Source organism: Shewanella gelidimarina (genome assembly GCF_023283945.1).
In the GTDB taxonomy this organism is placed as follows: Bacteria; Pseudomonadota; Gammaproteobacteria; order Enterobacterales; family Shewanellaceae; genus Shewanella; species Shewanella gelidimarina.
In genome coordinates, this window is the sequence record NZ_JAKIKW010000001.1 from 312,713 (window position 1) to 337,626 (window position 24,914).

Genomic DNA, 24,914 nt, shown 5'->3' on the forward strand with positions numbered 1-24,914 from the left:
AAATATGAATAGCTTCAAAGACAAAGTCATTATTGTTACGGGGGCGTCAGAAGGTATTGGGCGTGCCTTAGCCATTGCGCTTGCGCCCTTAGGTTGTCAGTTAGTGATCAGTGCTCGTAATCAACAGCGATTAGCGTCCTTAGCATCGGAGCTCACAATATTAGGATTGCCGCCTTTGGTCTGTGCAGCCGATTTAGCGCAACAGTCACAGTGCAAAAATTTAATTGAAACATGCATAGCGCGTTTTGGGCGTTTAGATATTCTAATCAATAATGCCGGCATGACAATGTGGTCACGCTTTGATGAACTGACAGACTTAAGCGTGTTATCTCAAATCATGCAGGTAAACTATTTGGCACCAGCTTATCTTAGTCATGCCGCGATCCCTCATCTGAAACAGACTCAAGGCCAGATTGTTGCCGTGGCTTCCATTACTGGAATGACAGGAGTACCCGCTCGTAGCGGTTATGCCGCCTCTAAACATGCGGTGATTGGCTTTTTTGATTCGTTGAGAATTGAGTTAAGCGACGATAATGTTGCGGTGACGGTAATCTGCCCAGATTTTGTTGTTACTCAAACCCATAAAAGAGCCCTAGATAGTCAAGGATTACCTTTGGGGACCACGCCAATGCAAGAGTCTAAGATCATGACGGCTGACCGATGTGCACAGCTAATGCTACCCGCAATAGCGCAGCGTAAACGACTGTTGATAACCTCATTTAGAGGTCGTATAGGACGTTTTTTAAAAATAATCGCCCCCGGCCTGATCGACAAAATCACTCGTAATGCCATTGCGTCAGGCCGTTAGCGAATCAATTAATCTCGGTTACTTATTAAGATGCTTAACGATAGCGGCAGCCGCATCCTCTTTAGTCGTTGCACTTTTGGTTGGTTCAATGGTTATCGCTGGCGTATGGCCAGTCATATTTTCTGCAATATGTAACCAATCTGGGTGCCAATAAAATGAGGTGCCCGCTAAGGTATCCCAGTTATGGACGCCAGATGTTTCGCCTTGATAGACAAGATCGCCAAGTGAATATTTCATAATTAACCCCTATCTAGTGATTTGCTTGGATTCATATTATTTTTTAGAATAAATATAGTGCGCTTTGAGTGTAGCTTTTTTTGTTACTTTGATCACAAATGTACTTATTTTTAGAGGTTGATTGTTGTGTGGGTAAAGCTAAGCATCTGGCAGCAGTGAATTAAAATGAAACCGCGAAGTGATATCGCATGGCTCGGCGGTTGTTTTTTACTACTGGCAATGTGAGCTGCTCTCTCTCGTGATAGCGTCTCGGTGCTAGAGTGTATATCGACTCATTTTTAGCGCTAAACAGGCATGAAAAAGCCCAGCGAACTGGGCTTTTTTATCTAACGTCTAATGTTCAGCGTTCAGCTAAAGGCTCTAGCGGTTGCCATTTTCACGAGCGATAGCACGGTAGGCGATATCGGTACGAAAATACACGTCATCCCAATGGATAGCGTCAACCAATTGGTAAGCAGATGCCTGTGCTTCGGTCACAGTATTGCCCAAAGCGGTAGCGCATAGCACACGGCCGCCATTGGTCACAACTTTGCCATCTTGCATGCTGGTGCCAGCATGAAACACTTTCGCATCGTTATTGCCTAAGTCTAAACCCTCAATCACATCGTGCTTTCGATATGCATCTGGGTAACCGCCAGCGGCTAATACCACACCGACAGCTGCACGTGAATCAAACTCTGCGGTCACTTGATCTAGCTCGCCACGAGTTGAGGCTAAACACAGCTCTACTAGATCAGATTTAAGACGCATCATAATCGGCTGAGTTTCTGGATCGCCAAAGCGGCAGTTGTACTCAAGTACTTTTGCGCTGCCATCAGGTGAAATCATCAAGCCAGCATATAGGAAACCGGTGTAAACATTACCTTCTGCGGCCATGCCATCAACCGTTGGACGAATAACGTGAGCCATAGTCCAATCGTGTACGGCTTGAGTCACAACAGGGGCGGGGGAGTATGCCCCCATACCGCCTGTGTTTGGACCATGATCGCCATTGTCGCGTGCTTTATGATCTTGGCTGGTGGCCATTGCAAGAATGTTCTTGCCATCAACCATCACGATAAAGCTGGCTTCTTCGCCTTTTAGGAACTCTTCGATAACAACTCGAGAACCCGCTTCACCAAAGAGGTTACCGGCCAGCATATCGTCAATTGCCGCATTCGCTTCAGTTTGGTCAGCGGCAATAATCACGCCTTTACCTGCCGCTAAACCATCAGCCTTAATCACGACCGGGTAACCCGTTGTCGCGGTTAATTCTGTTACATAAGCCTTAGCTGGCGCAATGTCGGTAAAGTTTGAGTAAGCCGCGGTTGGAATATTGTGGCGTGCTAAAAAGTCTTTAGTGAAAGCTTTAGAAGATTCTAGTTGCGCCGCACCTTGAGTTGGGCCAAAAATGGGCAAGCCGGCTTCATTGAACGCATCTACAAGCCCCAATGCGAGTGGGACTTCAGGGCCTACAATGGTAATAGCCACTTTTTGCTCTGCTGCGAAAGCCACCAATGCAGTGATCTCTTCAACGTTAATCGCTACATTTTCTAGCTTTGGCTCTAAAGAGGTGCCTGCATTACCGGGCGCCACAAAAACGGTTTCAACTTGTGCTGATTGCGCCGCTTTCCATGCCAATGCATGTTCACGACCGCCGCCACCTATTATTAATACTTTCATTTTTTTACCTTTTGTCGTGGCTTCATCAGCCCTTGTACTGCATCAAACATACTCGTTTATTGGCGTATTTTTACCAACAAAATGGCGTGTGTCTTCTTTGTCCAAGAACTGATGACTTTGCGCTAAACTCTAAAAATATAATCCAGTTAAACTCATCTGGATTAATGACGGAAGTGGCGCATACCTGTAAATACCATTGCCATGCCGTGCTCATCTGCAGCGTTGATAATCTCTTGGTCACGAATAGAGCCACCTGGCTGGATGATACAGCTAATACCAGCAGCGGCTGCAGCATCAATACCGTCACGGAATGGGAAAAACGCATCAGATGCCATCACTGAATCTTGAACGACTAGCCCTTCGTCAGCTGCTTTAATACCTGCCACTTTAGCGCTATAAACTCGGCTCATTTGGCCTGCGCCAACACCGATTGTCATGCTGTTCTTGGCGTAAACAATCGCGTTTGATTTAACAAACTTAGCCACTTTCCAGCAGAACATAAGATCTTTCATCTCGCTAGCAGTAGGTTGGCGCTTAGACACGATGGTAACGTCATTGACATCAACCATGCCTTGGTCGCGATCTTGCAGCAATAAGCCACCGTTAACACGTTTGTAATCAAGGCTGTTTGTCTTGCTAGCCCATTGTCCGCATTCAAGCACTCGTACGTTGACCTTTGCTGCAACAATGTCGCGTGCTGCTTGGCTAACAGATGGGGCAATGATCACTTCAACAAATTGACGCTCAACAATCGCTGCTGCGGTGGCTGCATCTAACTCGCGGTTAAAGGCGATAATGCCACCAAACGCTGACGTTGGGTCGGTTTGGAATGCACGGTTATAAGCTTCTAACAGGTTTTCACCAATCGCCACACCACAAGGGTTAGCATGTTTCACGATGACACATGCTGGCTCATTAAACTCTTTAACACATTCAAGTGCTGAGTCCGTATCGGCAATATTGTTATAGGACAATGCCTTGCCTTGCAACTGAACGGCAGTTGCAACAGAGGCTTCATCGATATGGGTATCAACGTAAAAAGCCGCTGTTTGATGGCTATTTTCGCCATAACGCAGATCTTGCTTTTTAACTAATTGAGTATTGTAAGTGCGTGGGAACTTGGAGTCTTCATGACACTCGTCTTTGCTATGTGCAGGGACTTTAGTGCCGAAGTAGTTAGCGATCATGCCATCATATGCAGCAGTGTGCTCAAACGCCGCAATCGCGAGATCAAAACGTGTTTCCAGCGTAGTACTGCCGTTATTTGCGGTCATTTCTGCAATAACACGGCCGTAGTCGTTAGCGTTAACCACGATGGTAGTATCTTTATGGTTTTTAGCGGTTGAGCGAACCATCGTTGGGCCGCCAATATCGATATTCTCGATAGCGTCCGCAAGGGTGCAACCTTCTTTTGCGACGGTTTCTGCAAATGGATATAAATTAACAGCAACCAAATCGATAGGGTTGATGTTGTTTTGTTCCATTACAAGTTCGTCTATACCACGGCGTGCCAAAATTCCACCATGCACTTTAGGGTGCAAAGTTTTGACACGACCATCCATAATTTCTGGGTGGCCAGTATAATCCGATACTTCAATGACTGGCACACCATTATCTGCCAATAGGCGGGCCGTGCCACCAGTAGAAAGTAGCTCAACACCTTGAGCATGCAACGCTTGTGCAAACTCTAAGATTCCGGTTTTATCTGAAACGCTTAATAGCGCGCGACGAATAGGTCTGGCTTTATTCATTGTAGGTATAGGGTCCAGTAGTTATTTTAAGGATCTTTCGGAAAACAGAACAGTATCGCGTTTGCGAACGCCTACACTGCTTTCCAAAAGTCCCTCAATTTACTCTCCCGTCACGGCGCGCGTATTTTAACGCAGTTTTATCCTTGACGGTGTTTTTTTCTGCGCGATTTCACAATACGGTAAACAGAACAAGCATTGATCCCATTTTTTGTTCAAGATAGCCTTGACCTTGGATACAACTCCAAGGTTTATACTTTGAACATTGATAAATATCGCATCGGCGATATTTGGCAGCCTATCGCGGTGAAATTAGGAGAAAATGATGTATCGAATTGGTGAGCTGGCACAGTTGTGTGAGGTCAGAACGGATACGTTAAGGTTCTACGAGAAACATGGTCTGCTATCGCCTTCATCAAGAACCGATTCGGGTTATCGTATCTATACCGAAGCTGATGCTGAACGCTTACGCTTTATTTTACGTGCCAAAGCGGTCGGTTTTACGCTAGCAGAAATAGCGGAACTGCTTTCGATTGAGTTAGACAAGTCCAATTGGGCTTGTGCCGACGTTAAAGGATTAGTGGACGATAAACTGGCTAATGTTGAGGCCAAGATTGCCGAACTGAACCATTTTCAACTCTCTTTGCAACGACTATCTCAAGCGTGTTGCGGTGGGCCTGAAAGCGCAGAACATTGCTCAATTTTAGAAGCGTTAGAGTCGAGTACAGAGAACATTCGCTGTGAAAATCATAGCCATACTCACGACGATGCCCAGTTTACTAAAACGTGCCAAGACAAATCAGCCGTTAAGAATACACAAGAGAAATAGTTATGTTATTAAACAACTTTATCGACCTTTTTTTAGACTCGGCGCCTTGGCTATTATTGGGCCTAGTGTTAGCGGGCATGCTCAAAATGTTTGTGCCTATGGCTTGGATGCAGAAACAGCTCGGCGGCCACGGTTTTAAAACCGTGGTTAAAGCGGCCGTATTGGGTGCGCCTTTACCTTTATGCTCATGCGGCGTTATTCCGGCTGCAGTCGGCTTGCGCCGTAGTGGAGCATCAAAGGCGGCGACCACCTCCTTTTTAGTTTCAACGCCAGAAACTGGGGTTGACTCAGTGACCGTGTCTTACGTGTTGCTTGGCCCATTCATGGCGATTGTCAGACCAATAGCTGCAGTTATCAGTGCCATTGTGGCCGGCTTATTAGTCGGTCGTGATGACGATGACGGCAAACCCGCAGCGCAGCAAGCTAAGCAAGCCGAGACGTCATCTTGCTGTAGCAGCAAGAAAGCGGAGCCTAAGGTAGCCACTAGCTCGTGCTGTGCAAGTGAAAAGAAAGCAACGGTGAGTATGAAACCGGTTGCAGATAGCAGCGTAATGTCTATGCCAGTCAATGCAGCGCCACTGAATTTACACCAAGCTACAGAGGCTAAGAAATCGAGCTGTTGTAGCAGTAAAAAAACAGCACCAATTAAAACAGAAGCGACCACTTCATCATGTTGTAGCTCGAAGACGACAGATACCGCAGCTGAAGCTGAAAGCTGCTGCGAGTCGACTAAAGATATTGCGACTGAGTTAAAGGGCACTTCTGTCATCAGCCGTATTGGTAAGGGTTTGCATTTTGCGGCGACGGATTTGGTGCGCGATACAACCGTATGGCTATTGGTTGGTTTGTTTTTTGCCGCCTTGGTACAAACTTATGTCCCCGCTGACTTTATGGCAAAATGGGGCGATGGCATTTTAGCGATGTTGGTGATGGTCGTTATTTCTGTCCCTATGTATATCTGCGCAACAGCATCAACGCCTATTGCGGCGGGTTTGCTACTGGCTGGCGTTTCACCAGGTGCAGTATTGGTGTTTATGTTGGCGGGCCCTGCGACGAATATAGCGACCTTAGGCGTGGTGACTAAAGAACTCGGCAAGCGCGCGCTATTTGGTTATTTAGGCGGTGTATTGGGCGTGGCATTAGTCTCGGGCGTCATCGTCAATTACCTTGTCGAAACCTTTGGTTTTGTGGTTATGCCGCAGATTGGCGAGCAACATAACTTGTTGCCAGCGGCGATTGTCTACACTTCAGGTATTGTGCTTGCAATACTGATGGCTAAGGTCTTTTTAGACATGCTACCTAAAAACTGGTGGCGTCGAGATTGCTGCTCATAGTGTTACCCATCGTATAGGCTCATGTATTAAATTGATGGGTATATAGATTGGCAGCAGAAAAAGGCACTCATTGAGTGCCTTTTTTTATGTTCATTTATGCTCCCTGTTGAAACCGTGAGGTGACGAGAGTGCCTAAACTATCCACCATTTAGTCCGCTGCTTTTTGTTGTGGAATACAGACACTTATCCCTATTGAACACCGTAGCAGCCATATTATGTTCATTTTTGATATCAATATTTCATCATCTTCATCCAAACATGGTGTTAAAAGCAGCATGATCCTCGTTCAATGTTCCAAATATCATCTCTTCGACCAACAGCAGGGCAAATTGCGGCAACGGCAATTTAGCCCTATTTCCAGTTAAACCTAAATTAGTCGCTGCCACAGTGACGTTATAGGTGCGCCATATTGTCTCGATATAAATAAATAGCCTTCGGAAAAATTGAATATCCTTTTTTATTTATAATCGATATCAGCATGTTGCAGGCTTATATTCCCTTGTAAGCGTGATATTGAGGCATTTTCTAACGGAATTACGTTCTTTTCATTGTCTCTATTTATCTTTTTACGTCGATATTTTAAGGGACATATTGTCATCTCTGGTGGTTCATAATGTCCACCTTTGCATATTTTTGCTTAAGCAGCATTTAATGCTGAATTGTTTGCAGGTCCGCTAGCTATCTGGCTCTTGCTGCTAAATTTCTGGCATTTATTGGTGTTTCGCTCTGTAGGTGTTTTGTTGTGATCTCGATCATGCGTTAGTAATTGTCCGTATAGGTGACTTTGGGGATAATCTCTTGGCGTTGACGCGTCTTTGTTTAGCGTGCGGCTTAGCAAGACAAGTTAACGACAAAAACCAAACTACAGCGTCGAGATGAGAAGTCGGCCTGGGTAGATAGAAAACTAATTGTGTGAGGGTAATATGAACAGACGTCAGTTTTTTAAACTGTGCGCGAGTAGTACTGCAACCTCAGCGATCTCTGCACTTGGGCTGTTGCCCGGTAAAGCGTTTGCTGCGGTTCGTGAGTTTAAACTACTAAGAGCGAAAGAGACCCGCAATAACTGTTGTTATTGTTCAGTGGGTTGTGGCTTATTGATGTACAGCCACGGCAGTAACGGTAAAAATGCCGAAAAATCTATTTTCCACATTGAAGGCGATGCGGACCATCCGGTTAACCGCGGCTCACTTTGTCCTAAAGGTGCAGGCTTGGTGGACTATGTGAACAGTCCGAACCGTAATCACTTTCCTGAAGTACGCGAACCAGGTACTAATGAATGGAAACGCATCAGCTGGAATGAGGCATTCGGTCGTATTGCTCGCCTGATGAAAGATGACCGTGATGCAAACTTTATCGAAAAGAACAGCGATGGAACCACGGTAAACCGCTGGTTGAGCACGGGGATGATGACCTCCTCTGCACAGCCAAACGAAGGCGCTTATATTACCCATAAATTTGCCCGTTCTCTTGGCCTTGTTGCCATCGATACTATTGCACGTAACTGACATTCCCCAACGGTAGCAAGTCTTGCTCCAACATTTGGGCGCGGTGCCATGACCAACCACTGGATCGATATTAAGAACTCCAATGTCGTGGTGATCATGGGTGGTAATGCCGCCGAAGCACACCCTGTCGGTTTCGGCTGGGTTACAGAAGCCATGGAACACAATAACGCCAAACTGGTTGTTGTCGACCCTCGTTATAACCGCAGTGCAGCACTGTCGGATTGCTACGCGCCTTTGCGCAGTGGTACAGACATTGCCTTTTTGCTCGGCTTAAGCCGATACCTGATTGAAACCAAACAAGTTAACTATGACTATGTGAAGGCTTATACCAATGCCTCTTACATCGTCCGTGAAGATTTCGAATTTAATGAAGGTCTGTTCAGTGGCTTCGATGAGAAGAGTCGCACCTATGACAAAGAGACTTGGTACTACGAGCTTGATGAAGACGGCTATGCCAAAGTCGACGAAAGCTTTGAACATCCACGTTGCGTATGGAACCTGCTGAAGCATCATGTGGAACGCTACGATTTTGACACCGTCAGCAATATCACAGGTACCCCAGTTGAGGATTATGAAAAAGTGTGTGCCATCATCGGCAGCACCTATACCCATGACAAAGCGGCGACCTTCATGTACGCCTTAGGTTGGACTCACCACACTAAGGGCACGCAAAATATCCGTTCTATGGCCATGGTTCAGCTATTGCTGGGCAATATTGGCGTACTCGGTGGCGGTGTGAACGCACTTCGTGGGCACTCAAATGTGCAGGGTGCAACGGATATGGGGCTATTGTGTCAGGCTCTGCCCGGTTACCTCAAATTGCCGAGTGACAAAGATACGGATCTTGAAACTTATCTGGATCACCATACACCCAAACCACTGCGTCCGGGTCAGACCAACTACTGGTCAAACTACCCTAAGTTTTTCATCTCTCAGATGAAGAGTTTCTGGGGCGAGAACGCCACCAAAGAAAACAGCTTTGGTTATGACTGGTTACCGAAGTGGGATCAGCAATACGATTTCACTAAACACATCGACATGATGTACCACGGCGAGGTTAATGGCTATTTTATTCAAGGGGTTAACGCGATTAACTCTATGCCTAACCGTAACAAGACGTTAGCGGCATTTAGCAAGCTGAAGTTCATGGTGGTGATGGATCCACTCGCGACAGAAACATCCGTTTTCTGGAAAAAAGACGATAAGTTTAATGATGTCGATCCAAGCCAGATCCAGACTCAGGTGTTCCGTCTGCCGACGACTCTGTTTGCCGAAGAGGAAGGCTGTATTGTCAACTCGGGTCGCTGGATGCAGTGGCACTGGAAAGGGGCGAATGCACCCGGTGAGTCTAAGCCTGATGCTGCGATCTTATCCGGTATCTTGATGAAGCTCAGAGCGCTTTATAAAGAAGAAGGCGGTGTATTGCCTGAGCCGATTAATGCGATTAACTGGGCTGGCTATCACGACTCTCATTTCCCGCATGGGTCGGAAGTGGCAAAAGAGCTCAACGGTATTGATCTTAAAACGGGTAAGCAGCTGGATAGTTTCAGTCAGCTTAAAGATGACGGTAGTACTGCCTGTGGCTGCTGGATCTACTCGGGTTCTTGGACCGAAGAGGGCAACTTGATGGCCCGCCGTGATAACTCGGATCCGTCCGGCAAAGGTATCACTCCGGGTTGGTCATTCGCTTGGCCTTCTAATCGTAGAGTGCTCTACAACCGCGCGTCATGTGACGTTAATGGCAAGCCTTGGGATCCAAAGCGAACCATTGTGGAATGGAAGCATGATAAATGGCATGGCATCGATGTCGGTGACTTCAATATGAAGCTGACACCACAAGAATCGGCTCATCCGTTCATTATGCAACAAGAAGGTGTCGGACGTTTCTTTGCCCTTAAACACCTGGCTGAAGGACCATTCCCTGAGCATTACGAGCCCATGGAATCGCCTATCGGCACCAATCCATTGCATCCTAAAGTGATCAGTAACCCTGCGGTACGTATGCTCGATGGTGTAGCAGAAACCTTGGGTTCGCATAAGGAATATCCGTATGTGTGCACTACATACTGCGTAACTGAACACTTTAACTTCTGGACTGCACATTGTCGTTTAGCAGCTATCTCTATGCCTGAGACGTTTGTTGAAATAGATGAAGTGTTGGCGGCAGCAAAAGGGATCAACAGCGGCGATTGGGTCACCGTGAGCTCTAAACGTGGCGAGTTGCAGACCAAGGCATTAGTGACTAAGCGCCTACAACCGCTCAAGGTTCATGGACAGCTAGTGCACACCGTGGGATTACCGCGTCATGGCGGTTATAACGCGCTGACTCGCAAGAGCAGCAGTTGTAATGTTTTGACCACAGAAGTGGGTGATGCAAATACTCAGGTGCCTGAATTTAAGGCATTCCTGGTAAATGTTACTAAGGTGGAGGCGATCTAATTATGTCGACTCAAGATATTATTTTAAGCTCCGGCACCTCTAGGCTCAGCCCCGCGGCGCAGGTAAGAAAGAAACTGAGCAAGGTGGCCAAGTTATTTGATGCCACCAAGTGTAACGGCTGTAAGGCCTGTCAGGTTTCCTGCTCTGAGTGGAACGATCTGCGGGCACCCATCGGTGAGTTTACCGGTAGTTACCAAAACCCGGCGGACCTTTCTTCCGAGTGCTGGACTCTGATGAAGTTTAACGAGGTTACCGATGAGAAAGACAAGCTACTACGCTGGCAGTTTACTCATACAGCCTGCATGCATTGTGACGATCCAGCTTGCTTGACCGCTTGTTCGACCAAAGATGCCATTGTTCAACATGCCAACGGCATTGTGGACTTTGACTCTGACAAATGTATCGGCTGTGGATATTGCGTAACCGCTTGTCCGTTTGACGTCCCTAAGCTCGACTCTGTGGATCAGAAAGCCTACAAATGCACTATGTGTTCTGACCGATTGCAAGTGGGTCAGGAACCCTCATGTGTGAAGTCATGTACCACTGGCGCGCTTAAGTTCGGTACTCGTGAAGACATGCTTTTTATCGCAGATATGCGTATTAAGCAACTTCATGAAAAGGGCTTTGCTAAGGCTGGATTGTATAACCCGAAAGGGGTTGGCGGTACCGGTATGATGATGATTTTACATGATATCGATGACCCACAAAGTTATGGTTTACCGGCTGATCCAAAGACCAGCTTGTCGATCAAACTATGGCAAGACGTAGTCAAACCTTTGGGAGCTGCAGGGATTATCGCCACGGTGGCGGTGGCTTGTCTGCACCGTATCACTGTGGGCCGTAATATCGTCGAAGAAGATGAACCTGCTGCGTTCGATCACTCTCACCCAAGCAAGTCAGATAAGGAGTAACGCTCATGCATAAGCAGAATAAGATTTTGCGCCATAAGTTGTTCGATCGGATCTGCCACTGGTTTGTAGTGGCAGTGGGCTTGGTGGCTTTTCTTACCGGCTTCGGTTTTTTCTTCCCATCCTTTCAATGGTTGGGAGCCATTGCAGGTACGCCGCAGATGGCGCGCTTTGTTCATCCTATCGCCGGCTTGATGATGTGTCTGCCGTTGATGTTGATACTCGTGCGTTATTACCACCATAACAAGTGGGAAAAGAACGACCTTAAATGGATGCTAGCCATCAAGGATGTGATGTTTGAAAACGAGGACAAAATCCCCGCTATCGGCCATTACAATCCGGGGCAAAAAGTGCTGTTTCGGACCTTTGTGGTGACCTCTGTCGTGTTGACAGTGACTGGCATCATGATGTGGCAGCCCTACTTTGCGCCTTACTTTGCCTCCGCCGCTATCGAGTGGGCCATCTTGTTGCACGCCGTTTGCGCGGTGATCATGTTGATCTTCGTGATCGTGCATTTCTGGATGGCTACCTGGGTAGAAGGGTCGGTTGCAGGCATGTTGTATGGCTCTGTTTCAAGAGCCTGGTGTAAGAAGCACCATCCCAACATGCTTAATGATCCAAAACTAAAGACTATAAAGCAGGAAAAACACTAATTATGAGCACAGCAATACTCGACGCTGAAAAAATCCCGGCCCAGAAATTGGAGATCAAAACCTTGATCCCTGCAGATCCTCAAGCGATCTACCAATTCCGGGCTGAAAGACTCGCAGAGCTAGCTGAAGAGTCAGGTTTGCCTGATTACTTTCGCTTGCTGAAGCTGCTGGTCAGCGCGCAAGCACGGGTAGCCTCTGTTAATGATGGCGTTGCCACACCGACAGGTTTATCTGAGCTGAGCTGCTTTGGCCCCAAGCCTGAGTTTGATTTCGAGCAAAGTCAGCCTATGGCACAGGGTCATTTTGAGTGGGGAAACTATTGGCAGTCGGTATTGCTGGAGCTCATAAGTGATCTCTTGCCTAAGCTCTTGTCCAAACCTTTGTCTGAATCTTCGTCGGAAAGTGCGGCGGATCTAACGGCAGTACTAAAGGCGTTAGCAAGTACTGAACCGGAAACCTTGCAGCAATATGCCGAGGCGATGTTACTCGGTCATTTTGCAGAGGTTCCGGCTGAGTACACGCTGTTTATCTGGGCTGCGTTATCAGTCTATTGGTCTCACTGGGCGACGGATGTAGCAACTGCTCTAGCAGCAACGGGACAAGGTTATAAAACCCTATGCCCGGTGTGTGGCTGTCATCCGGTGGCGAGTGTGATCAAGGAGAAACCACGCACAGGTTTACGTTATCTACATTGCAGCTTATGTGAAACTGAGTGGCATCAGATCCGTGCTGAGTGCACCTCTTGTGGTGAAGACAAAGGGGTTTTTCTCTGGGCAGAAACAGAAACAAAGGCGGCTGTGCGGATCGAAAGCTGTGACACCTGTAAGGGGTACACCAAGATGTTGTTTACTGACATCAACCCCAAATTTGAGGTCGCAGTGGATGATCTAGCAACGCTACTGATGGATCAATATGTGGTAGAGCAAGGCTATTTGGCCACAACGGTTAATCCGCTATTGCTGGCCCACGAGCAGTAAAGTCAGTCCTGTCAGGGCGGCTGATTCCAGATAACGGAGTCAGTTGCACTGACTTTTATTCCAGTAAGTTCAGTGACAACTGAATAGAAATTTATAGACATTATCAGATGACCTCAGCAATCGACACTACCGCCGCCCTTTACCGTTCACTGCCAGCCATGGACAGCTTATTGCTGCATAAGGCCGTGCTAAAACTCAGGCTAGAGTATGGCGATACTTGGGTTAAGAGCCAACTCAGCAGCTTGCTTAATCAGGCAAGAGAGCTTATCGCTCAGCAGAGTAAACTCCCGGACTACTGCGGGGCACCTGAGGCACTCATAAAAGAGTTAACCCACAAATTATTAGACGGTCAACGCCACAGTCTACAAGCGGTATGGAACCTGACAGGGACCATATTGCACACCAATCTCGGACGTTCGCAATTGAGTGAAGCGGCAATTTCTGCCGTCACTAAGGTGATGCGCTACCCGACGCCCTTAGAGTTTGAACTGGAGGCTGGCAAGCGCGGTCACCGTGATCTAGCGATAGGAAAAATATTACAGCAGTTAACCGGTTCTCAGAGTTGCTGTCTGGTGAACAACAACGCCGCAGCCGTACTTTTGATGCTTTCAGGCGTCGCGGCAGGTAAAGAGGTTATTGTCTCACGCGGCGAGTTGGTGGAAATTGGCGGTGCCTTTCGCATCCCAGATATTATGCGTCAAGCCGGTTGCACTTTAATTGAAGTTGGCAGTACTAACCGCACGCATCTACGCGACTACGAAGCGGCGATCACTGAAAATACCGCCGCCATTATGAAAGTTCACACCAGTAACTATCATATCCAAGGTTTTACCGCAGCGGTGGATGAAAAACGCTTGGCCACACTCTGCCAGCAACACCAAATTCCGTTGATCTCAGATCTGGGCAGTGGCGCGCTGACCGATCTGAGTCAGTTTGGCTTAGGCGATGAACCCACGCCGCAAAACATGCTCACTGATGGCGTTAATTTAGTGAGTTTTTCGGGTGACAAATTACTCGGTGGTCCACAGGCCGGGCTCATTGTTGGCGACAAAAATCTCATCGATAAACTGCAGCAACATCCGTTAAAACGCGCACTGCGTTGCGACAAGATGACGCTGGCTGCGCTCGAAGCGACTCTATTACTCTACCGAAATCCTAAGCGGCTCAATGAAGAGTTGCCGATGCTGAGAAAAATGTCTCGTTCACTGGCCGAGCTGGAGCAAGTGGGCCAGCAAATGATGGCTGAATTACCTGAATATTTTGCCTCGCACTTCACCTTGGCAATCACCGCAAGCCAAACTCAGGTAGGCAGCGGCTCCCAGCCAGAGACTCTACTGGAATCTTTGGCACTGACCTTCACTCCGACGGCTAATAGCCAATACCGTATTCATCAGTTAGAGCAAAAGTTTAAGCAGCAAGATAAACCTATCATAGGTCGAATGGCCAATAACCAATATTGGTTGGATCTTCGCGGCGTCGAACAGGAAACTAGATTAATCAATGCCCTAAGACAGGTTGGACAAAGCTTATGATCATCGTGACGGCGGGTCATGTTGATCACGGAAAGACGAGTCTTATTCAAGCCCTTACGGGGACCGATGCCGATAGACTGCCCGAAGAGAAAAAACGCGGCATGACCATCGAACTCGGTTACGCCTTTATGAATGTAATTGATGATCAGCGTCTGGCTTTTGTTGATGTTCCTGGGCATGAAAAGTTTATCAATACCATGCTGGCGGGGGTGAGTTGTGCTAAGCATGCCTTGCTCATCATCGCTTGCGATGACGGAGTCATGCCACAAACGACTGAACATTTGGCGATTTTACAGCTGCTGAATCTTGAAAACCTAATCGTAGTGCTGACTAAGCAAGATCGAGTCGATAGCTCAAGAGTTGAAGCCGTTAAGGTGCAAGTGACTGAACTGCTGCAGCAATACCGAAGGCAGAGCCCTATTTATGTGGTATCGGCGTTGACTGGCGCGGGTATTCCCGCACTTAGTCAGGCAATCAAACTGCTTGCGCTCACTCAAGTCAATGCGCTTAGTCAGCTAAGCCTACAAACCAGTTTTCGCATGGCTATTGATCGGGTTTTTACGGTCAAAGGTGCAGGTCTGGTGGCTACCGGAACAGTGATAAGCGGTCAGGTGAGTGAAGGCCAAAGCCTCTACCTTTCAAAACAGAGTAAAGCTGTTAAAGTCAGAACCTTGCATAGCCAAGGTCAGGTTAGTTGCCTTGCCCATAGTGGCCAGCGTGTCGCACTTAACTTAACCGGTGTTAATCAACATAGTGGTGCCCAACGTGGTGACTGGTTAACAGCATTAGCCCCAATGGCAGCGCCCAAGGTCATTTGCGGGGTACTCGATAGCTGTCTGCCGTTTAAACATTGGCAAAGCGTGCAAATTCACTTAGCTAATAGCCATACCACGGCGCGCATCGGCTTATTAGAAATACTGCCCAACAATCAGGCATTGATCGAGCTTCAGTGCGAGCAGGCGCTACCTTGTGTGGAACAAGATAGGATTATCGTGCGCGACGCCGCAGCGAAAATCACACTTGGGGCGATGCGAGTACTCGACATTTCTCCGCTAAAGCGAGGCAAGCGCAGTCCTGAACGGCTGAGTTACTTAAGTAAACTTAAAGACTGCACCACAATCACTGCCAGTTTACAGGCGCAAATCGCCGAGCATTGTGTAGCAAAGTCAGATTTCATGTGGGCCAATCAGTTGAGTGGGCAACACGATGCTTTATTGCATAATAAAGAGGTGGTTGAAGTTGCAGGCTACTTATTATCACCACAGCTTAATACCCACATTGAGGCGCAACTATTAGCGCTGATAAGTGATTACCATCACGCATCGCCCGAATTATTGGGGTTAACCATCAATCGCTTACAACGCATGACCCATGGCCAATATCCCTTGGCCGTTTTGATCTATATCAGCGATAAGCTCTGCCTGCAAAAACGTCTGCATTGCACTAGGGGCCAATTACACCTGCCACGGCATAACTTAGCGCTATCGGATAATGAGCAGCAACTCTGGCTGCTGATAAAGCAGCAGATGCTAATGGCAAGAGGGCCGTTATGGTCATCAGAGCTTGCAGCAGGGCATCACTTGGACTTGAGCGTAGTGCGTCAGCTTTGTCGCAAGCTCATTCAATTGGGGTACATTTCTGCAATTATTAAAGATCGTTATGTGCTAACTGAAAACCTTTATTTTTATGCCAATGTTATTCGGGAACAGATCAATATACATGGCGAAATAAAAATCGCTGATTTTAATTCCATCATTAAATTAGGCAGAAAAGTCAGCATTCAACTTTTAGAATTTTATGATCGCAGTGGATTAACTTGGAGAAAGCAAAAAGATAATTCGAGGGTCATAAAAGATAGCAGTGTTTTTATATTAAGTGATTTGGCGGAAGAACATAGGAGTTGAACCTACCCGGGACTGCTGGCAGCCCCACCTGGATTTGAAATCCAGACGTTTCACCGGAAACGACGTTCTTCCTTAACACTTGCGAGAATAATAGATAATTGTTTGTAATTAAACAATATCAGTAGTTTCAATATTTAATAAATGTGAGTCCAACAATCATTTATCGATATGAATGATGAATAGTGGGACATTATTTACCAGGACAAATGGAAAATCGCTATGACGGAACTTGTGTGTGGGCTAAATAATATTACTGAACAGACTAAAGTGACTTGTTTTCGAAATGATAGAGAGCAATCATTAATAGAAACCGTCGCAAAAGAGGTGAGGGTTGCGTTGATCTATAATGGTATCTCTCATGTCGTAATGATGGCTAGCCCTACTGCATTAAAAGAGTTTGCCATTGGTTTTAGTTTGTCTGAATCAATTATTGATGACATTAAAGATATTCGTTCAATCGACATCGAGACCATAGAGACTGGCATTTTGGTGCATATAGCGATTAGCCCACGCAGCTTTCTACATCTTAAAGCCCATAGGCGTAGCCTTGCGGGTCGAACGGGTTGCGGACTTTGTGGTGTAGAACAGATAGAGCAAACGGTTAAACCGATTGTAAAAGTCACAGGCACTGAAAAGTTTAATTTAAACAGTCTAAAAAAGGCCTTATCTAGTTTACATCAGCATCAAACTGCATTTAATTTGACCGGAGCCACACATGCTGCTGCCATGTTGTCTGCAGAAGGTGATATTATATCTTGCTTCGAAGATGTGGGACGTCATGTCGCGTTAGATAAATTAATTGGTCATATATCTTCTGATAATAAATATCGCCAGTCGGCATTATTATTAACCAGTCGAGCCAGTTTTGAAATGGTACAAAAAGCCGCCATTTCAAATATTAGCATTGTATTTGCAATTTCTTCCGCAACTTCGTTAGCAATAGAAATTGCTCAAAAATCTAATATAACCTTAGTCGGATTCTGTCGTGAAAACAGAGTGACAATATATACCCATCCAGAAAGGTTATATCTGTGTAATGAAACGCTAAGTAATGTTAACAATAATAACTTAGCTGTAATGTAAAATAAGTTTTGGTAATTTAAATATGTGGTTAACGTTTAAAAATAAGTTCTTTATTCAATTTTGGTCACCTTTTGCTGCAGTGATTGCTGCCGGTATTTTGTCGACCTATTTTTTTGGTCTCACCGGTTCCCTCTGGGCGGTGACCGGCGAGTTTACGCGCTGGGGCGGGCATATCATGCAATGGTTTGGCGCCGAGCCAGAGACATGGCAGTATTTTAAAATTATAGGCCTCGAAGGGACGCCATTAGATCGGGTTGGTGGGGTAATGATTATTGGCATGTTCGGCGGGTGTTTAGCCGCGGTATTGTGGGCGAACAACATGAAACTGCGTATGCCAAGCAGTAAGAAGCGGATCGGGCAAGCGCTGATCGGCGGCATGATTGCTGGTTTTGGCGCGCGTTTGGCCATGGGGTGTAATCTGGCGGCGTTCTTCACTGGTATTCCACAGTTTACTTTGCATGCATGGCTATTTGCATTTGCGGCGGCGGCAGGCACCTATATTGGTGCCAAGATTACGCTATTACCCTTTTTCCGTTCAAGTGCAACCGTTAAACCGGGTGGCTTGAAGAAAGTGATAAAACCTAATCCTAACCAAGTGCAGAATCGTTTTCGATTAGGCTGGGTGGTGTTTGCTGCGATAGTTGCTGGCTCATTCTATATTATGAGTAGCTCTACCAAGTTGGGTTTCGCCATGTTGATGGGGATTGTGTTTGGTTTGTTAATTGAACGGGCACAGATCTGTTTTACCTCTGCTTTCAGAGATATGTGGATAACAGGCCGTACTCATATGGCGAAAGCGATCATCTTAGGCATGGCTGTCAGTGTTATCGGGATCTATAGCTATGTGCAGCTTGGAATGACACCAAAAACCCTTTGGGCTGGCCCAAATGCGCTAATTGGCGGCTTATTGTTTGGTATCGGCATCGTTATCGCCGGTGGCTGTGAAACAGGCTGGATGTACCGCGCATTGGAAGGGCAAATTCATTTTTGGTGGGTGGGCATTGGCAATATTATTGGTGCGACCATTTTAGCTTATTACTGGGATGTCTTTTCGGCACCATTGGCAACAAATTGGGATAAGGTGAACTTGCTGGATGTCTTCGGTCCATTAGGTGGATTAGGCGTGACCTATTTGCTACTGGCGCTGTCTTTTGGATTGATTTTATTGTGGGAGAAGCACTTTTTTAAAAAGCAGAGAAGCTTGAAAAATGCAAAGCTCTCACCCGTTGTGTCACAACCTGATGTGGTTATTGCAATGGCAAAAACACTATAGAAGTACTGCTTCCATATCCGTTATAAACGAATTTACTTTATTATCAGCTCAAGGTGACTTGAGCTGACTTTTGCTGAGGAGCAAAGTATGACCGAGTCTGTTGTGGCCGATTACAATCTAGAAATCTATGGTGAACCTTGCCCTTATCCTGCGGTTGCTACGCTTGAGGCTATGGCGTCATTAAAGCCTGGAGAAGTGTTAGAAGTGCTCACTGATTGCTCGCAATCGATCAATAATATCCCTAGTGATGCGCGCAATCATGGCTATGAAGTACTTGATATTAGTCAGCAAGGTGTAATGCTACGTTTTTTGATAAGACGTTAGCAATGCAGCTGGCCGGAGAGCAACATCTTGTTGCTAGCCGCTAAGTTATTGACGGTTTTTAACTGTTAGTCATAAAGCATTATTAGTACCCGTAATTAAAGGCACTCATTGAGTGCCTTTTTTATGCTAATTTATAAGGTAATACCAATTGCACTAAGTATTTGACCAATTCAGAGCGTCTCAGAGTTTTCAAATCAAGGCGCATTGGCGAAGAAATGGTTATTTCCTTTTAAGCCAATGCAAAGCAGAGGTGGAAAATCTGAGCCGCTCACAGAGTGCGGCCGACGTTTAAATCAAATGGCAAAGCCCTTTAAGCTTCGCTGTGGGCTTTAGATATAGAATAACTATTAGCTTCAATCCCACACCTTGCCTACAGGGCTTTGAACTCCCGCTGAATGGTCAAACTTTTAATGCAACTGGTATAATAGCTTATAAATTAGCATGGCAGACTTCCAGCTCTAGACGCTTGCTAGCTTTCAATTATCACATAGTAAGGATACATATGAACAAACTACTCACACTATTGCTACTGAGCTTTATCGTTGCAGGATGCGGTGACAATAAGGTTGTCGATACTGGTTCAGGTTACATTGAAGGTGTTAATTATCGGACACTTGCTACGCCAATTGTGACAGACAGTGAACAAATAGAAGTGATGGAGTTTTTTTGGTACGGCTGCCCGCATTGCGAGTCATTTGAAAAACCATTACACCAATGGCAAGAGGTGATGCCTGAGGGCGCTGTGTTAGTTCAATCTCCGGCGATATGGAATGAACCGATGAAGCTGCACGCGAAGGTGTTTTTCATTGTACAGAATATGCCGAATAATCAGCTGATCCATGCTGCACTGTTTGCCGAGATTATGGGCTTACGCGAAGTTCGAGATCTTAATCTTCAAACTGAAAAATTGGCTGTTTTCCTAAAAGGCTATGGCCTTAGTCAGGCGGATTTTAAGCAACAACTGTCATCGGTTGAAATAGAGCAAAAACTGCAGCGCGCAATCGAGCTGATGTCGCAATCTAAAATTGAGGGAACACCCGCTATTGTGGTTAATGGCCGTTATGTCGTGCTCAATGAGTCGGCCAAAACGGTTAAACAAATTATGGATATTACCAGTTACTTGGTGGAGAAAGAGCAAGCGCGTTTAGCAATGCCATAGTGTTTTATAATTGGGTATCGGAGGATTTTTGCAATCACGGTCAGATATCATCATATTCGATGGCGTTTGTAATTTGTGCCACGCAGCCGTTAACTTTGTGATTGAGCATGATACGGCCGCTCGCTTTGTGTTTGCACCACTGCAATCGAATACCGCAAAAAGATATTTGTCTCAGTATGGTGTAACTGAAGACGCCTTAGACAGCGTGATATTGATAAAGGCGGGCCGATGTTATTTAAGAAGTGATGCGGCGATAGAAATTGCAAAGTCACTCGATACTCCTTGGCCGCTACTGCGCTTTATGCGTTTTTTGCCGAAGATGATTCGTGACGGGCTTTATAATGCCGTGGCTAAACGTCGTTACTCATTATTTGGCACCAGAGCCATATGTATTCTGCCAACGGAAGAGGTCAAGCAGCGCTTTATTGAGGATTAATATCAGTCGCTTTAAACAAAAAAGGCACTCAATGAGTGCCTTTCTATTACGTAAAATGCCGTTACATGGCATTAGCGCTAATTTATGCTTCTTCTGGTAACTCGGCATTGTGGTAAACGTTCTGTACGTCATCACAATCTTCAAGTGCAGTAAGGAACCTCTCAAACAGCTCTATCTCTTCAGCATCGATAACCTGAGTCATCGTTTGCGGAACAAATGTAATCTCTTCCATCACAAAGTCAGTATCAGCCGGCAATTCAGCCGCTAATGCTGTTTTAACTTTAAAGAATTCAGTGTGAGGTGCGTAAACGCTGATCATACCGTCTTCAAGTTCAACGTCGGTTACATCAACGTCTGCCATGATCAACATTTCAAGAATAGCGTCTTCGTCTTCACCCGCAAATACAAATACAGCTTGATGATCGAACATATGGCCTGCAGTGCCTGGACCACCGAGCTTGGCGCCGTTCTTAACGAATGCTTGGCGGACTTGGGTAAAGGTACGCTTACCGTTATCGGTTAGGCAATCTGCAATGACCATACAGCCACCAGGACCAAAACCTTCGTAACGAGCACTTTCATAGTCCTCACCACCACCACCACGGGCTTTCTCAATCGCACGCTCAATAACATGAGCGGGTACTTGATCTTTTTTAGCCTTGGAAATCATTTGACGTAACGCTAAGTTACCTTCAGGATCGAAACCACCATTTTTGGCACAAACGTAAAGCTCTTTTCCGTATCGAGAATAGATTTTTGTTTTCTGCCCAGCGGTTTTCGCCATGGATTCTTTCTTGTTTTGGTATGCTCTGCCCATCTTGACCTTTCTCACTAAGCTTTAAAAATTGCAAACGATGTTAGCAGCTTTATTTGTACAAATCAGGGGGCAGGCCTTTAAAAATGCAAAAATCTGCTAAATAATATCACTTTCGCGCGTGGTTTTAGCTGCAGAGGTGAGGCATTCTTTAAACCTAATTAAAGTAGACGGTGATTAAAATTTACCTGACGGGTGGCTAACACTGCTGCGGTTATGCGCATTGCCTGATCTATCGCAGTATCGCTTTGTCCTAATGTCTTTAAGCTCATTGTATGGCTTTGAAAGCAGGCGTAGCCGCCATTAACCATCGACACCGCAATACATGCATAGTGATAATCGACTTCATTTTCGACGGCAATATCCGTAAAGGGCCTCAATTGAAGCGACTCTAGATTGCCTCCTGCGTGAATATCAACAAACTGCCGGCTAAAGAAGTAAGGGTTAGTCACAGACATGCGGCTAACGGCATACTGCATTTCACGCTTAGCTTCTGCGCTCAGGTCGCCAACGATAAATTGCACTTGCTTAACAACATCCTCGTCTCTACAGGCTAGCGCTGCAGCCCATGCAACCATTTTTATCGCCGAAGAGGGAAGGTGATTCTCGCTAATCAATACCGATTTAAGCAGTAGACGTTGATCTTCTGACTCATCGGGAAATTGAACAAAAGTAGACATAATGAGCTTCCACAGGTTTGATAAGTCGTTGATTGATTTTAGTGCATTAGCAAACATGTTGCGTGATTAACCATCCATAGGCGTTTTATTTGCTTTGTGTTCGGACTTAAATTTGCTCTATATAAAGTGCCTCATAATGGCTTCGATGGTATGTGTTACCAGTAATGGTGGCTGACGACCAAAATCATGTACGGCGTACACCGCATTCATCGGGCATTGATAATCAGGCAGTAACATGGTTAATTTCCCCTGCTGCTCTGCTTGTTTAAACACAAATTCAGGCAGCAGTGAAATACCTAAACCCGCTTTAGCCAGTGCACAAACAGCAGAGGAGTTGTCGGTGAACCTGTTGGCAACAAAGTTGAGTTGTTTCAGCACTTTTGTCTTTCTAAACTTACCGTCAGGTAACGGTTCCACTGGATGAGTGACAGTGGCTTTCTGCCAAGAGTTGGCGATGTAATCTAACGATTGCCACTGCTCAGCATTAATCTTCATTTGATGCTTGTCGATATAGTCAGGGCTGGCACATATTACATCTCTGAAATGACCTAGCTGGCGTTGCATTAAGTTGCTGGATGGCAGTTTTCCCACTCTAATCACCAGATCGATATCATCACTGAGTAGATCGATACGCTGATCTGCAACTGTGATGGTTGGGCGCACGAGCGGATTCTCATTGCAGAGTTGGCTAATCGCTGGGGCGACGATAGAGTCGATTAATGCATGTGGCGCACTGATCCTGATAGGCCCTGCAAGCATGCCACCGGTATCGCGAGCTTCACGCCAGGCAACCTGAGAGATGTCAGCCATCTGCTTGCAGTGTTGATAGAAGTCAGTTCCAGCGGGTGTTAGTTGTTGCTTACGGGTGGTGCGATGCAGCAGTTGTACGCCGATTGCAACTTCGAGGCTTTTCAAATGATGGCTCACAACTGACTTCGAGAGCGCTAGATTGTCGGCTGCTGCGCTAATAGAACCAGCATCAACAATCTGTTTGAATATTGCCATATGGCGTAAATGATCCATAGCCCCTCTTTATTGTTCTATTTAATCGAACAGTGATTGCGAAATTACCTAGGTTATCAATGCAAATGTTAACTGTAAACTAGCGCTCTATACTATTTATATGCAGATCCGGGAGCGACACTATGTCAGCCACATTATTAAACGCAGTTAAGTTAGCAAGTGAAACTTGGAAAAATGGTTTTAATACTCAAGACGCGCAGCAATGTGCTGCTCAATACGAGGCTAATGCGACTATGAATGCTAGGCCTTTCGGTGAGTTTGTTGGTAGAGATGCGATTGAAGCATTTTGGCAGAACCTCATCAATGAAGGATTTAGCAGTGTTGAATACATTGAGCCACAATTCAGCGTCGTTGATAACAGCACGGTATTGCTAACCTCAGCTTGGAAAATGAATAAAGCCCATGGGGTTATCCATAAAGAACTGTGGGTGCTACAAGATGATGGTTCTGCAAAATTGTCTGATGATGATTTTGAAGTGTTAGGTTAACGCTATTGCTGTTATCTAAGGCTCATTAGCGCTAACGAGCGAGTGTCAGTTTAATCTTGGGGGCTCTATTTAGGGCCCTTTTTCAGTAGTGCCAATAAGTCTTAATTCCTCACCACCCTAATTTTAGTTAGCTCGGGCGCTGAATATAGTCTGGTACTTCAATGATTAAGTCTTGCCACTTTTCAAATAAATGTTGATATAGAAATTCAGTAAATACGCGGTATTTTCTCGGTAGATAAACGCGCTGCGGCATGCTCATGGTAACGACGCTTTGCTTCATAGGATAGTCTTGAAGAACGGCGACTAATGAGCCATTCTTTATCGCTTCACTGCCTATCACCATAGGAACAGTTGCAATGCCTAATCCCTCAATTGCGGCTTCACGCACCAAGGTAATGTTATTGGTCTCAAGCCTTGATTTGGGTTCAACGGTTAACCATTTTTCACCATTAAACAGGGACCAGCTGTTATCAACGTATGGTGTTGAAAGTCTAATACATTGATGTTGGTTGAGGTCTTCAGGGATCTGTGGGGTACCATTTTGGCTAAGATATTCAGGGCTTGCCATCAGCACTTTAGGTGTGTTGAGTAAGATATAGGTCTGCAGTGTCTCATTCGGTTTTTCGGTGATCTGAAATAAAATATCAATACCTTCGGTTATCACATCGACTTTACGATTTGTCAGTTCAGCTTCAATAGTGATGTGCGGATAGGCGGTGAGAAATTTTGCCAGTACTCGTCCAAAGTACAGCTGGCCCAACTCGATAGGACAGATAATTTTCAGGTGACCTTTAATTGTCTCCTGGCTGGCACTTAGTTGATCTTCTGCGTTTTGCAGATCGGCGAGAATACCATGTACTCTGTGGTAGTAGTTCGCCCCAGCTTCAGTGAGTTTTAGCGCTCTTGTCGTTCTAAATAATAGTTGTACACCGGCGTCAGCTTCTAGCTCTGCAATTTTTCGGCTCACAGTCGCTTTAGTGATACCTAATGCTTTAGCCGCCTTGGTGAAACTGCCTTGCTCAACGACTTGAGCAAACATCTGCACTCTATTTAAATCCATTTGTTTAAACTCATGATTGTTACACCTGTGAAACAGTG

Annotated in this window: 22 protein-coding genes and 1 tRNA gene; 15 read left to right on the forward strand and 8 right to left on the reverse strand. The window is 45.9% G+C overall.

Annotated elements, in window-relative coordinates; genetic code table 11:
• Nucleotides 1–4: 4 nt before the first annotated feature.
• Entirely contained in the window at nucleotides 5–808 is an 804-nt protein-coding gene (locus tag L2729_RS01340; RefSeq protein WP_248986618.1) for an SDR family oxidoreductase, read from the forward strand.
• An 18-nt stretch (nucleotides 809–826) separates the two neighbouring features.
• Here the strand turns inward: L2729_RS01340 and L2729_RS01345 are convergent, their stop codons facing one another.
• The 3 genes from L2729_RS01345 to purH all read right to left on the reverse strand — a co-directional run bounded on the left by L2729_RS01345 (nucleotide 827) and on the right by purH (nucleotide 4,458).
• Entirely contained in the window at nucleotides 827–1,045 is a 219-nt protein-coding gene (locus L2729_RS01345; protein WP_101090365.1) for a hypothetical protein, read from the reverse strand.
• A 360-nt stretch (nucleotides 1,046–1,405) separates the two neighbouring features.
• Complete coding sequence (gene purD, locus L2729_RS01350) at nucleotides 1,406–2,707, reverse strand: phosphoribosylamine--glycine ligase (RefSeq protein ID WP_248986619.1); 1,302 nt, start codon at nucleotides 2,705–2,707, stop codon at nucleotides 1,406–1,408.
• 161 nt (nucleotides 2,708–2,868) lie between these two features.
• On the reverse strand, nucleotides 2,869–4,458 hold the full coding sequence (gene purH, locus L2729_RS01355; RefSeq protein WP_248986620.1) for a bifunctional phosphoribosylaminoimidazolecarboxamide formyltransferase/IMP cyclohydrolase: 1,590 nt from the start codon (nucleotides 4,456–4,458) through the stop codon (nucleotides 2,869–2,871).
• 322 nt (nucleotides 4,459–4,780) lie between these two features.
• Between purH and zntR the strand changes: the two genes are divergently transcribed.
• From zntR to selB, 8 genes are all read left to right on the forward strand, one after another.
• Entirely contained in the window at nucleotides 4,781–5,284 is a 504-nt protein-coding gene (gene zntR, locus L2729_RS01360; protein WP_248986719.1) for a Zn(2+)-responsive transcriptional regulator, read from the forward strand.
• 2 nt (nucleotides 5,285–5,286) lie between these two features.
• On the forward strand, nucleotides 5,287–6,618 hold the full coding sequence (locus L2729_RS01365; RefSeq protein ID WP_248986621.1) for an SO_0444 family Cu/Zn efflux transporter: 1,332 nt from the start codon (nucleotides 5,287–5,289) through the stop codon (nucleotides 6,616–6,618).
• A gap of 923 nt (nucleotides 6,619–7,541) precedes the next feature.
• Nucleotides 7,542–10,562: a formate dehydrogenase-N subunit alpha gene (fdnG, locus tag L2729_RS01370; protein ID WP_248986622.1), complete on the forward strand. Its 3,021-nt coding sequence runs from the start codon at nucleotides 7,542–7,544 to the stop codon at nucleotides 10,560–10,562.
• 2 nt (nucleotides 10,563–10,564) lie between these two features.
• Nucleotides 10,565–11,473, forward strand: coding sequence for a formate dehydrogenase subunit beta (fdxH, locus tag L2729_RS01375; RefSeq protein WP_248986623.1), 909 nt, complete (start codon nucleotides 10,565–10,567; stop codon nucleotides 11,471–11,473).
• Nucleotides 11,474–11,478: 5 nt separating this feature from the next.
• Entirely contained in the window at nucleotides 11,479–12,123 is a 645-nt protein-coding gene (locus L2729_RS01380) for a formate dehydrogenase subunit gamma (protein WP_248986624.1), read from the forward strand.
• A gap of 2 nt (nucleotides 12,124–12,125) precedes the next feature.
• On the forward strand, nucleotides 12,126–13,100 hold the full coding sequence (fdhE, locus tag L2729_RS01385; RefSeq protein WP_248986625.1) for a formate dehydrogenase accessory protein FdhE: 975 nt from the start codon (nucleotides 12,126–12,128) through the stop codon (nucleotides 13,098–13,100).
• A 107-nt stretch (nucleotides 13,101–13,207) separates the two neighbouring features.
• On the forward strand, nucleotides 13,208–14,632 hold the full coding sequence (gene selA, locus L2729_RS01390) for an L-seryl-tRNA(Sec) selenium transferase (RefSeq protein ID WP_248986626.1): 1,425 nt from the start codon (nucleotides 13,208–13,210) through the stop codon (nucleotides 14,630–14,632).
• Entirely contained in the window at nucleotides 14,629–16,536 is a 1,908-nt protein-coding gene (selB, locus tag L2729_RS01395; protein WP_248986627.1) for a selenocysteine-specific translation elongation factor, read from the forward strand. Before selA ends, selB begins: the two co-directional genes overlap by 4 nt.
• Here selB and L2729_RS01400 read toward each other — a convergent pair.
• Nucleotides 16,514–16,608: transfer RNA gene (locus L2729_RS01400), tRNA-Sec, on the reverse strand. The genes selB and L2729_RS01400 overlap by 23 nt on opposite strands.
• Before the next feature lie 147 nt (nucleotides 16,609–16,755).
• On the opposite strand from L2729_RS01400, the gene fdhD reads away from it, so the two are divergent.
• The 5 genes from fdhD to L2729_RS01425 all read left to right on the forward strand — a co-directional run bounded on the left by fdhD (nucleotide 16,756) and on the right by L2729_RS01425 (nucleotide 20,811).
• Complete coding sequence (gene fdhD / locus L2729_RS01405; RefSeq protein ID WP_102039147.1) at nucleotides 16,756–17,619, forward strand: formate dehydrogenase accessory sulfurtransferase FdhD; 864 nt, start codon at nucleotides 16,756–16,758, stop codon at nucleotides 17,617–17,619.
• A 22-nt stretch (nucleotides 17,620–17,641) separates the two neighbouring features.
• Nucleotides 17,642–18,892 (forward strand): selenium metabolism membrane protein YedE/FdhT, encoded by a 1,251-nt coding sequence (yedE, locus tag L2729_RS01410; RefSeq protein ID WP_248986628.1) that lies wholly within the window; start codon nucleotides 17,642–17,644, stop codon nucleotides 18,890–18,892.
• An 87-nt stretch (nucleotides 18,893–18,979) separates the two neighbouring features.
• Nucleotides 18,980–19,216, forward strand: coding sequence for a sulfurtransferase-like selenium metabolism protein YedF (gene yedF / locus L2729_RS01415; protein WP_101090351.1), 237 nt, complete (start codon nucleotides 18,980–18,982; stop codon nucleotides 19,214–19,216).
• A gap of 502 nt (nucleotides 19,217–19,718) precedes the next feature.
• The gene (locus L2729_RS01420; protein ID WP_248986629.1) at nucleotides 19,719–20,375 is read left to right on the forward strand and encodes a thiol:disulfide interchange protein DsbA/DsbL; all 657 of its coding nucleotides are present in this window, start codon (nucleotides 19,719–19,721) and stop codon (nucleotides 20,373–20,375) included.
• 28 nt (nucleotides 20,376–20,403) lie between these two features.
• On the forward strand, nucleotides 20,404–20,811 hold the full coding sequence (locus L2729_RS01425) for a thiol-disulfide oxidoreductase DCC family protein (RefSeq protein ID WP_248986630.1): 408 nt from the start codon (nucleotides 20,404–20,406) through the stop codon (nucleotides 20,809–20,811).
• 82 nt (nucleotides 20,812–20,893) lie between these two features.
• Here the strand turns inward: L2729_RS01425 and L2729_RS01430 are convergent, their stop codons facing one another.
• The 3 genes from L2729_RS01430 to L2729_RS01440 all read right to left on the reverse strand — a co-directional run bounded on the left by L2729_RS01430 (nucleotide 20,894) and on the right by L2729_RS01440 (nucleotide 23,328).
• A complete protein-coding gene (locus tag L2729_RS01430; protein WP_248986631.1) occupies nucleotides 20,894–21,628 on the reverse strand; it encodes a YebC/PmpR family DNA-binding transcriptional regulator in 735 nt (244 codons plus the stop codon).
• Nucleotides 21,629–21,786: 158 nt separating this feature from the next.
• Nucleotides 21,787–22,305: a hypothetical protein gene (locus L2729_RS01435; protein ID WP_248986632.1), complete on the reverse strand. Its 519-nt coding sequence runs from the start codon at nucleotides 22,303–22,305 to the stop codon at nucleotides 21,787–21,789.
• A 117-nt stretch (nucleotides 22,306–22,422) separates the two neighbouring features.
• Nucleotides 22,423–23,328 carry a LysR family transcriptional regulator gene (locus L2729_RS01440; RefSeq protein ID WP_248986633.1) on the reverse strand — a complete coding sequence of 302 codons (906 nt, stop codon included), beginning with the start codon at nucleotides 23,326–23,328 and terminating at the stop codon, nucleotides 22,423–22,425.
• A 122-nt stretch (nucleotides 23,329–23,450) separates the two neighbouring features.
• Here L2729_RS01440 and L2729_RS01445 point away from each other — a divergent pair, with 122 nt between their 5' ends.
• Nucleotides 23,451–23,816, forward strand: a complete 366-nt coding sequence (locus tag L2729_RS01445; RefSeq protein ID WP_248986634.1) for a nuclear transport factor 2 family protein — start codon at nucleotides 23,451–23,453, stop codon at nucleotides 23,814–23,816.
• Between the two features lie 127 nt (nucleotides 23,817–23,943).
• On the opposite strand, the gene L2729_RS01450 is transcribed toward L2729_RS01445, so the two are convergent.
• Nucleotides 23,944–24,876 carry a LysR family transcriptional regulator gene (locus tag L2729_RS01450; protein WP_248986635.1) on the reverse strand — a complete coding sequence of 311 codons (933 nt, stop codon included), beginning with the start codon at nucleotides 24,874–24,876 and terminating at the stop codon, nucleotides 23,944–23,946.
• Between the last annotated feature and the right edge of the window lie 38 nt (nucleotides 24,877–24,914).

Bases quoted from the DNA above. Each gene is read 5' to 3' on its own strand.
- L2729_RS01340 (WP_248986618.1), top strand. From the start codon at position 5: ATGAATAGCTTCAAAGACAAAGTCATTATTGTTACGGGGGCGTCAGAA.
- L2729_RS01345 (WP_101090365.1), bottom strand. From the start codon at position 1,045: ATGAAATATTCACTTGGCGATCTTGTCTATCAAGGCGAAACATCTGGC.
- purD (WP_248986619.1), bottom strand. From the start codon at position 2,707: ATGAAAGTATTAATAATAGGTGGCGGCGGTCGTGAACATGCATTGGCA.
- purH (WP_248986620.1), bottom strand. From the start codon at position 4,458: ATGAATAAAGCCAGACCTATTCGTCGCGCGCTATTAAGCGTTTCAGAT.
- zntR (WP_248986719.1), top strand. From the start codon at position 4,781: ATGTATCGAATTGGTGAGCTGGCACAGTTGTGTGAGGTCAGAACGGAT.
- L2729_RS01365 (WP_248986621.1), top strand. From the start codon at position 5,287: ATGTTATTAAACAACTTTATCGACCTTTTTTTAGACTCGGCGCCTTGG.
- fdxH (WP_248986623.1), top strand. From the start codon at position 10,565: ATGTCGACTCAAGATATTATTTTAAGCTCCGGCACCTCTAGGCTCAGC.
- L2729_RS01380 (WP_248986624.1), top strand. From the start codon at position 11,479: ATGCATAAGCAGAATAAGATTTTGCGCCATAAGTTGTTCGATCGGATC.
- fdhE (WP_248986625.1), top strand. From the start codon at position 12,126: ATGAGCACAGCAATACTCGACGCTGAAAAAATCCCGGCCCAGAAATTG.
- selA (WP_248986626.1), top strand. From the start codon at position 13,208: ATGACCTCAGCAATCGACACTACCGCCGCCCTTTACCGTTCACTGCCA.
- selB (WP_248986627.1), top strand. From the start codon at position 14,629: ATGATCATCGTGACGGCGGGTCATGTTGATCACGGAAAGACGAGTCTT.
- fdhD (WP_102039147.1), top strand. From the start codon at position 16,756: ATGACGGAACTTGTGTGTGGGCTAAATAATATTACTGAACAGACTAAA.
- yedE (WP_248986628.1), top strand. From the start codon at position 17,642: ATGTGGTTAACGTTTAAAAATAAGTTCTTTATTCAATTTTGGTCACCT.
- yedF (WP_101090351.1), top strand. From the start codon at position 18,980: ATGACCGAGTCTGTTGTGGCCGATTACAATCTAGAAATCTATGGTGAA.
- L2729_RS01420 (WP_248986629.1), top strand. From the start codon at position 19,719: ATGAACAAACTACTCACACTATTGCTACTGAGCTTTATCGTTGCAGGA.
- L2729_RS01430 (WP_248986631.1), bottom strand. From the start codon at position 21,628: ATGGGCAGAGCATACCAAAACAAGAAAGAATCCATGGCGAAAACCGCT.
- L2729_RS01435 (WP_248986632.1), bottom strand. From the start codon at position 22,305: ATGTCTACTTTTGTTCAATTTCCCGATGAGTCAGAAGATCAACGTCTA.
- L2729_RS01440 (WP_248986633.1), bottom strand. From the start codon at position 23,328: ATGGATCATTTACGCCATATGGCAATATTCAAACAGATTGTTGATGCT.
- L2729_RS01445 (WP_248986634.1), top strand. From the start codon at position 23,451: ATGTCAGCCACATTATTAAACGCAGTTAAGTTAGCAAGTGAAACTTGG.
- L2729_RS01450 (WP_248986635.1), bottom strand. From the start codon at position 24,876: ATGGATTTAAATAGAGTGCAGATGTTTGCTCAAGTCGTTGAGCAAGGC.